Below are 8248 nucleotides of genomic sequence, written 5' to 3' on the forward strand. Positions count from 1 at the left end.
TGGCACGACCGGCGACCGACTCGGGCGACAGCACGTCGCGGGGAGCCCCGACCATCGCGTAGGCGTCGGAGTCCGACAGGCGCAGCACCACACGCTTCTGGATGGTGGACTGCAGCGCCGTGGGCACAGCCTGGCCGCGGTCGGCGGTGAGTGCGACGTGGATGCCGACCGAGCGGCCGTCGGTCATGATCTGCTGGAACACCTGGTACGCGTCGGCCCGCCCGGTGACCGCCTCGTACTCGGAGCGGAACGTGGGGAAGCCGTCGATCAGCACCAGGATCCGCGCCTCGTCGGGACGCCCCGCCAGTGAGCGGTACTGCGAGATCGTGCCGGCGTTGACCGCGGCATACGCCTCACCGCGACGGTCGAGTTCCGCTTTCAGCATGCGGAACAGGCGGGTCACCCTCTCGCCGGCGTCGGCGGGGATGACCGCGCCGACGTGCGGCATCGCCTCGAGCATACGCAAGCCGCCGGAGCCGAAGTCGAGGCCGTACACGTGCACGGGGCCCCCGCGCGGGGTGATGCCCGCTGCGACGGCGAGGGTGCGCAGCGTCGAGCTCTTGCCCGCGCCGCCGGTGCCGAAGATCGCAAGGTGGCCCTCGTTGTCGGGCTCGAAGTACACGGTGTCCTGCGCCTGGCGCTGGGGCACGTCCTGCACGCCCAGCAGCAGCTTCTCATCGGTGCGCTGCCGCAGCAGGGTGAGGTCGTAGACGGTGGCGAGCTCGTCGAGCCACGGACGGCGCGGCGGCTCGATCGCGGCCGCCTGCGACGCCTGCACCATCGTCGCCACGAGGCGCTGCTGGTCGGTGGGGCCGAGATCGCGCTCCGCCGAGGCAGAGTCGGTCTTGGGGGCCTCCCACCGGCGCGGCGGGCCGAATGCGAACGACTCCAGCTCGACCTCGGGTGCGTCCTCCTCCACGAAGCTCCAGCCGCCGGTGTAGGCGGACTGGAAGACCGTGAGGCGGCCGGGTCCCGTCTTGGCCGCACCGCGGCCCGGGATGCCGGGATCGAAGCCGGCGGCATCCTTCGTGCCGATGACGTCGTCGGAGTCGACCTCGTCGGCCATGCGCAGGGCGACGCGCATGTTGGTGTTGGCGCGCAGGTTGTCCTTGATGACGCCGGCGGGACGCTGGGTGGCCATGATCAGGTGGATGCCGAGCGAGCGGCCTCGTTGGGCGACGTCGACGACTCCGTCCACGAAGTCGGGCACCTCGTTGACGAGCGCGGCGAACTCGTCGATCACGATGACGAGCGCCGGCGGGGTGTCGGGGTCGCCGCGCTTCTCGAGCTCGAGGATGTCCTTGGCCTTCTTGCGGGTGAACAGCGTCTCGCGGTGGTGCAGCTCGGCCCGCAGGCTCACGAGCGCCCGACGCACCAGGTGGGGACTGAGGTCGGTGACCAGCCCGACGCAGTGGGGGAGCGCCGTGCACTCCGCGAAGGCCGCACCGCCCTTGTAGTCGACGAAGAGGAAGGTGACGCGCTGCGGGCTGTACTCGGCAGCCATTCCGAGCACCCAGGCCTGCAGGAACTCGCTCTTGCCGGAGCCGGTCGTGCCGCCGACAAGGGCGTGCGGGCCCTGCGCGCGCAGGTCGAGGTGCATCGCGCCGGAGCCCGCCTGTCCGACGATCGCGCGTAGCTTCGGGGTAGCCGGTGCGCGGGTGGCGGCGGAGAGGATCGAGCCGTTCTGCTCCCAGCGGTCGACGACGGCGCCGGGCGCGGTGGCCATCTCCTTGCCGATGAGCTGCAGCATCGGCACTGAGCGGGGGACGTCGCTGGTGTCGGCGCCGATCTCGCCGGCGTCGACGTACGAGGCCAGCCGGCGGCAGAACTGCGCGAACTGGGGTGCGGTGAGCCCTTCCACCTCGACGGGGGTCAGCGTGCGGCCGAGGCGCACGTAGCCGACGGCGGCCGACCCGTCGGCGCCGAGCTCGACGAAGGTGCGGCAGGCGGCGGGCAGTGCCGCGGTGTCGGGGGCCATCCAGATCGGATACACCCCTCGACCGGCGGCACGCTCGAGCACCTGGATGAGCCGCGCGCGGTCGACGGGGGCGTCATCGGAGATGAGCACGACGATCGCAGGCAGCGGCCCGTCGAATCCGTTCTCGGAGCGGGAGTCGGACCCCACCGCCGCGCCGGCGGTCAGCGCGGCCCGCTTGTCGTCGATCGCGCCCAGCTGCACCGGACCTTCCGCCCCGCGCGGCGAGCGGGCGCTGAGGGTCTCTTCGAGCCGGGACAGCAGGTTCGCCGCAGCCGAGGCGGTGTCGGCGAACGGTGCGCCGCCGAACACGGCCTCGGACTGCATGGCGTGAGGGAGCCACTTCGCGTCAGCGAACTGCGCGGCCCAGGCGGGGCCCAGCAGCCCGCCGATGACGACGTCGCTCGGGGCGTGCAGTCCCGCCAGCTGTGCGGCCAGCGCGCGACCGTACGCGGCGACGGCGGCGGTGTCGCCGGCGATGCCGAGCGCACCGGCATCCGAGAGCCTCTCGACGACAGGCGTGCGGGGGACGAGCTCGTAGGTGGCGATGAGCTCTTCGAGCTGTTCCACTTGCTCGGGGACCGCGCGGTCGGTGTTGCCGGTCTCCTTCACGGTGTTGCGGGTCGGGACGTCGCCGACCCCCAGGCGCACCTGCAGGAACGACCAGTGCTCGGGCCGGCGCGTCCACACGAGCGGCGCGCACTGCTGCACGGCGTCGTAGATCTCGTGCAGGGGCACCGCTTCCCGCGCGCGGATGCGGGATTCGTCTTGCCGCTCGCGCGCCAGGCGTGCCGACAGTCGCTCCATCTGGGCGACGAAGCGAGTGTGCTCGATCTTGAGCTTGCGCCGCTGCTGCGACTTGGCCGTCGCCCACGTGCTGATCATCATCAGCGGCGAGATCGCGACGAAGATGAGGGTGATGGGTCGCTGGGTGGCGGCGAACATGGCGAGGCCGGCGATGGCGGGCAGGAGCGCGGCGGCCCAGGGGAACGGCTGCGGGTCGGCGGGGATGGGCGGGTCCGCCCCCTCCAGCTCACGACCGATGTAGCGCGGCTCCACACTCGGCGAGCGGGTGAGCCGCACTTCGCCGATGGGGGAGGACTGGGTCACCTCGGACGGCAGGAACCCGGCGCGGATGACGGTGCTTCCCAGTACCGCTTCCTGCCCGTGCTGCATCTCGAGGCGACCCACCGGCGCCCCCTGCACGATGATGCCGTTCGCGGAGTTGAGGTCGATCAGCTCGATGCGGTCGCGCCCGACGTGCAGGCGCGCGTGGCGCTTTGAGACCATGGCGTCATCGAGCACGATGCCGCAGTCGTCGCCGCGCCCGATGACCGTCGAACCCCGCGGCACCGTGTAACGCCGTCCGGCGAGGCGGCCGCCGACGATCTCGATGTACGCCACATCTGCGCGCGGGGCGTCGTCGAGCCCGACGACGGCGACCTCCACGCCCGATGCCAGCGCGAGGTCGGCGAGGGTGTCGTCGGGGTCGAGTGCCTCGGACGCGCCGCCGACGGCGGGGGCGTGCGCTTCGAGGGTCACCGTGCCGGGAGCGTAGGCGGGGCCGTTGTAAGCGCCTGCTGGGTCGCGGGCGACGATCGAGTCGGCCACCTCGCCCACGCGTACGCCCGGCTCGGCGGCCAGGGCGATGTCCTCGGTCGAGCCGTCGGGACGGCGCAGGGTGACGCGGATCTTCATCGGACGCTCTTCTCACTCGCTGCCGCTGCGACCTCGAGCAGATCGAGGTCCTGCGGCGTGACCAGGCGGGACAGGATGGCATGCTCGACCAGGCGCGCGCGGCGGTTGGTGGCGAGCTTGCCCACCCCGCCCCGCAGACCCTGCACGCCCTCGCGGTCGAGCTTGTCGCAGACGTTGTCGAGCTTGCGGTTGAAGGTCGTCAGCGGCCACCCCAGCCGGGCGGCCGCCGCGGCCGACGAGGGCAGCTGGCTGGCCCCCACCATCCCGCCGCGCAGGATGGGCTCGCACAGGGCGATCAGCAGCAGCCGCTGACTCGGCGTGAGGGTGACCGCGCCGATCGTCGTGGTGCCGTCGCCGACGTCGCTGGTCGCCTGCGGGTCGCGCCCGGTGAAGCTCGCCGCGTGATTGCGCACCCCCAGCTCGTACGTGTACGCCCCGGCGGAGAACATCACCGTCACCTCGGGGAAGACCAGCGGCACGCGCGCGCCGGCCCCGAGCACCGCCTGGTATGCACCGTCGGGTGTGGCGATGCTCACCGAGATCGACTGGCCGATGTTCGACATCCACCAGAGGTCGCCATCGGCGTCGAAGGCGAGCAGACGGCGGTGCAGGTACTGGTTGGTGTCGACGGTGAGGTCGGCGTCCCTGCCCACCGAGAACGTGGTGCCCGGCGTCGGGTGATGCCACTCCCCGCAGAACTCGATCCCGAGCGTGCCCTCAGCGGCCGCGCGCGCGTGCGTCATCGTCATCCCATCCCTCGTCGTCATAGCCCCACCAGCACACCGATGCCCGCGATGGCGGCGGCGATGACCGCCACCGTCGCCCCGATCGCGATCGCCGCGATCGCCACCCGCCGCCCCCGGGCAGGACGGCGCGGTTCGGTCGCCGCAGCAGTCCGGACCGGCGTGGCCCGCGCGGGCGCGGAGCGCACCACCGGTGCCACAACGGGCGAACTGCGGATGCCGTACGCCTCGCGTGCCGCTTCGGCGGCCGGATCCCGGGCGGTGCGTCCCGGGGACGGAGCTGCGGCGAGGGGGTCGGTGGCGAGCGCGTCGCGGTCGCCTGCCGCACCGGAGCGGCGGGCTGCGAGCTGCGTGTGCTCGTCGTCGGCGTCGGCGTCGTCGTCGGCGGCGGGCGGGGCGTCGGCGGCGGCCGGGGCGGACCGTCGGGCGGCGAGCCGCGTGTGCTCGTCGTCGGTTTGTCGGGCGGGCTCAGTGGGGACGCCGGTGCGGCGCGCGGCGAGCAGCGTGGCGTCGGCCGGTGGGGGAGCATCGTCGCCCGTGCCGGCCGCTGCGCGGCTGGACAGCAGGGTGTGGTCGTCGGCGGCGACGGCACCGGGGGCGGCATCCGCGTCCGACGGCTGCTGCGCAGCGGCGGGCGGGCGGCTGGAAAGCAGAGTGTGGTCATCGGGCGCCGGTTCCGGGCTCCGGCGTGTCACGAGACGGGTGCGCTCCGGAAGGTCGGCGTCGTCGATCGCCGGCGGCATCGGGGGCGCCGCTGTCGGCGCCAGGGCGGGGATGTCGAGATTCGTCACGGGCAGGTGCAGGTCCTGCTCGATGCGCTGGAGGGTGCGGGCGAACTCCGACGCGGTCTGCGACCGCCGGTCGGGATCCTTGGCCAGCGCGGTGATGATGAGACGCTCCAGCGCGATCGGCACGTCGTCGCGGCCGATGGGTGGAACGGCCTCGGTCAGCACCCGGGTCACGTGCGCGGTGAGGTCCGTGCGCGCTCGCGGGTCCTCGAAGGGCGTCCGTCCGGCCAGGACGGTATAGGCCGTCGCCGCGAGGGCGTAGACGTCCGAGCGGGCGTCGAAGCCGCGTCCGCTGACCAGCTCCGGGGCGGCCCACGGCACCGACACCCCGGCCGCGTCGGCCGCGGCGCCGGCGAGCGACGACAACCCGAAGTCGGTCAGCGCCGGCCACCCGTAGTCGGTGGTCAGCACGTTCGCCGGCTTGATGTCGCGGTGCAGGATTCCGGCGCGGTGCGCAGTCTCGACCGCGCCGCAGAGCCGCACGAGCGTCTGCAGCAGTTCGGGGACGCTGACCGTCCGGTGCGGGTACGTCTCGGCCAGCGTGGGGCGCGAGCAGTACTCCATCACCAGGTACGGTCGGCCGTTGTCGGCGACAGCGGCGTGATGGATGGTCACGATCGACGGGTGGGTCGACAGCGCCGCCATCAGGTTCGCTTCGCTTTCGAAGCGGGCGCGGGCGGCGGGATCATCGACGGGCTCGTGCATGATCTTCACCGCCACGAGCCGGCGCGGCAGGTGCTGCTCGTAGAGGAACACGTCGGCGTAGCCGCCCGAGCCCAGCGGGCGCTGCAGCGTGAAGCCGGGGACATCGACCGGTCCGTAGCGGGCGCTCACGGGACACCCGTGAACGTGATGCGGCTGCGGGGGCCGAGGTCTGCCACGGCGCCGTCGGTGACGAGCACCGCCTCGCCGGGGCGGATGCGTCGCGGTCCGGTGCCGAGCGCGGTGAAGACGGTGCCGTTGGTGGAGCCCAGATCCTCGAGGAGCACCTGCCACCCTTCGATGAGCACGCGCACGTGGGTGCGGGAGACGTCGGGGTCGTCGATCACGACGAGGGTGGGGATCGCGTCGCCGTCGGTGCGGTCGACCCGTGGGCTGCGGCCGATGAGCAGGGCCCCGACGAGGGGCACCTCGCGACCGTCGGGCAGCACGACGGCACCCAGCTCCGGACGCGGCACGCGCGAGAGCACCGCCCCCGTGAGCGACGCGCCGCAGCGGGTGCAGGTCACCCGCGCGAGGGGATTGGGGTGGCCGGCGACACAGACGATCCCGCTGACGGCGGCGGCCGGTTCCTCCAGCGCGTGCTCTTCGTCATCGTCATCGGGCGGTCGGACGGCCGCTGCCTCGACGCCGAAGTGGATCGTGGCACCGAAGAGGTCGTCGTAGCGTCCGGTCGCGGGGCCGTCGGCCCGTGCCGCGGCCAGCGGTGACGCGGGGACCGCCCGAGCTTCGTCGGGGGCCGTCGCCGGTTCGAGGAAGTCCGAGAACTCCAGCGTGAGTGCAGGGTCCGACGGTGACGGTGACGGTGACGGTGACGGTGACGGTGCCGGCACGGCGGGCGCCATGACGCAGCCGAGCTGTGACACGGCGAGGGGGCCGGGGCGTGCGGGGGCGAGCGGGAGACCCGTACCGGGGCCCGCGTCGGCGGTGAACGCTGCCACATCTTCCAGCCGGAACTCGCGCCAGGTGCGAAGACCGACGCCGTCGAGCTGGGTCGTGCTGCCGTCGAGGTGGGTCGCGGTCAGCCGCGCGTCGCCGCGCACGGCACCGGCCAGTACCGTGCCATCGACCTGACCGGCGAAGAAGTCCGGGAGGCCGCCCAAGCCGCCGCGCAGCATGAGGTCCAGGACGCTCTCCCAGCCGTCACCGGCGGCGGTGTGAGACAGCACCGCCCGCGCCGCGCGTGTGGCGTGGGTGCCTGAGAACAGCAGCGCCAGGTCGTCGGTGACGATGGCAGGCAGCTGACCGGGCGCAGAGGACCACTCAGCCACGGCTCCTCCTCGTGCGCATCGAGCGGAGGGTGGACACTTCGACCGTGGCGGACGTCTCGTCGGCGAAGGGCAGCCCTCCGGTGGTGGCCTCCTGCCGAGGGTTGACTCCGCCGGCGACCACATCGATGACGATCGCGGAGATGTTGTCCCGTCCGCCGTGGCCGATCGCCTGGGCGACGAGCGAACCGGCGGTCTGGCCGGGGGCACCGCCCAGGGTGAGCCCGGCGCGGATGGCCTCATCGGTGAGCTCTCCCGACAGACCGTCGGAGCAGACCAGCAGCCGTTCTCCGGTCACGATGGGAAGCAGCCAGTAGTCCGCGCGACTGCGCTCCTGGCCGATCGCACGGGTGATCACGTTGCGGCCGCGGAACGACGACATCTCGTGGCGGGCGAGCCGGCCCTCGTCGACGAGCTCCTGGGCAACGGAGTGGTCGACGGTGAGCTGTTCGAGCTGATCTGTCAGCAGCCGGTAGACGCGGGAGTCGCCGACGTTGACCACCAGCCACCGCCGTACACCGTCCTGCCACACCGCGACGACGCCGGTGAGCGTGGACCCGGCCCCCCGCGGCCGGTTCGCGGCGATGTCCGACACCGCCGTGTGTGCGCGCTCGACCGCCGCGGCGACATCGTCGGGGGTGAGGTCGTCACGACCGGCCAGCGGCCGGAACACCTCGATGATCGCCGCGCTGGCGAGGTCCCCGGCGTCGTGACCGCCCATGCCGTCGGCCACGATGTACACCGGGTGCTCGGCGAACAGCGCATCCTCGTTGACGGGTCGCCGCAGCCCCGGGTCGGTGTGCGTGCCGCACGTGACCTGCAGACTGCTCGCGGTGGGCATGGGCGTGGCGGGCATCACGCGTCGGCGAGCAGTTCCAGGCGCGCGTCGCCCAGGAAGAAGACCCCCGACACCGTGGCGGTGCCGGCGACTTCGCTTTCATCGGCGAGGAAGACGCCGTTGGTGGATGCCAGGTCGGTCACCTTCCACCCCGAGTCGGCACGATGCAGCAAGGCGTGGGTCTTCGACACCGTGCGGGTGACGTCGTCCACCGCCAC

6 protein-coding genes are annotated in these 8248 nt (G+C 72.8%); all 6 read right to left on the minus strand.

What is annotated here, in order from left to right; translation table 11 throughout:
* A partial coding sequence (locus tag NQ160_RS14205; protein ID WP_257515860.1) for an FtsK/SpoIIIE domain-containing protein occupies positions 1 to 3673 on the minus strand: 3673 nt, incomplete at its 3' end.
* A complete protein-coding gene (locus NQ160_RS14210) occupies positions 3670 to 4416 on the minus strand; it encodes a hypothetical protein (protein WP_374113659.1) in 747 nt (248 codons plus the stop codon). The genes NQ160_RS14210 and NQ160_RS14205, both read right to left, overlap by 4 nt.
* Before the next feature lie 20 nt (positions 4417 to 4436).
* Positions 4437 to 6038: a protein kinase domain-containing protein gene (locus NQ160_RS14215; RefSeq protein ID WP_257515862.1), complete on the minus strand. Its 1602-nt coding sequence runs from the start codon at positions 6036 to 6038 to the stop codon at positions 4437 to 4439.
* Positions 6035 to 7195, minus strand: a complete 1161-nt coding sequence (locus tag NQ160_RS14220; protein WP_257515863.1) for an FHA domain-containing protein — start codon at positions 7193 to 7195, stop codon at positions 6035 to 6037. The genes NQ160_RS14215 and NQ160_RS14220 overlap by 4 nt, the downstream gene beginning before the upstream one ends.
* On the minus strand, positions 7188 to 8048 hold the full coding sequence (locus NQ160_RS14225; protein WP_257515864.1) for a PP2C family protein-serine/threonine phosphatase: 861 nt from the start codon (positions 8046 to 8048) through the stop codon (positions 7188 to 7190). The genes NQ160_RS14220 and NQ160_RS14225 overlap by 8 nt, the downstream gene beginning before the upstream one ends.
* The coding region (locus tag NQ160_RS14230) for an FHA domain-containing protein (RefSeq protein WP_257515865.1) at positions 8048 to 8248 on the minus strand (201 nt) is incomplete at its 5' end. The genes NQ160_RS14230 and NQ160_RS14225, both read right to left, overlap by 1 nt.

This window comes from Microbacterium sp. zg.Y909, assembly GCF_024626565.1.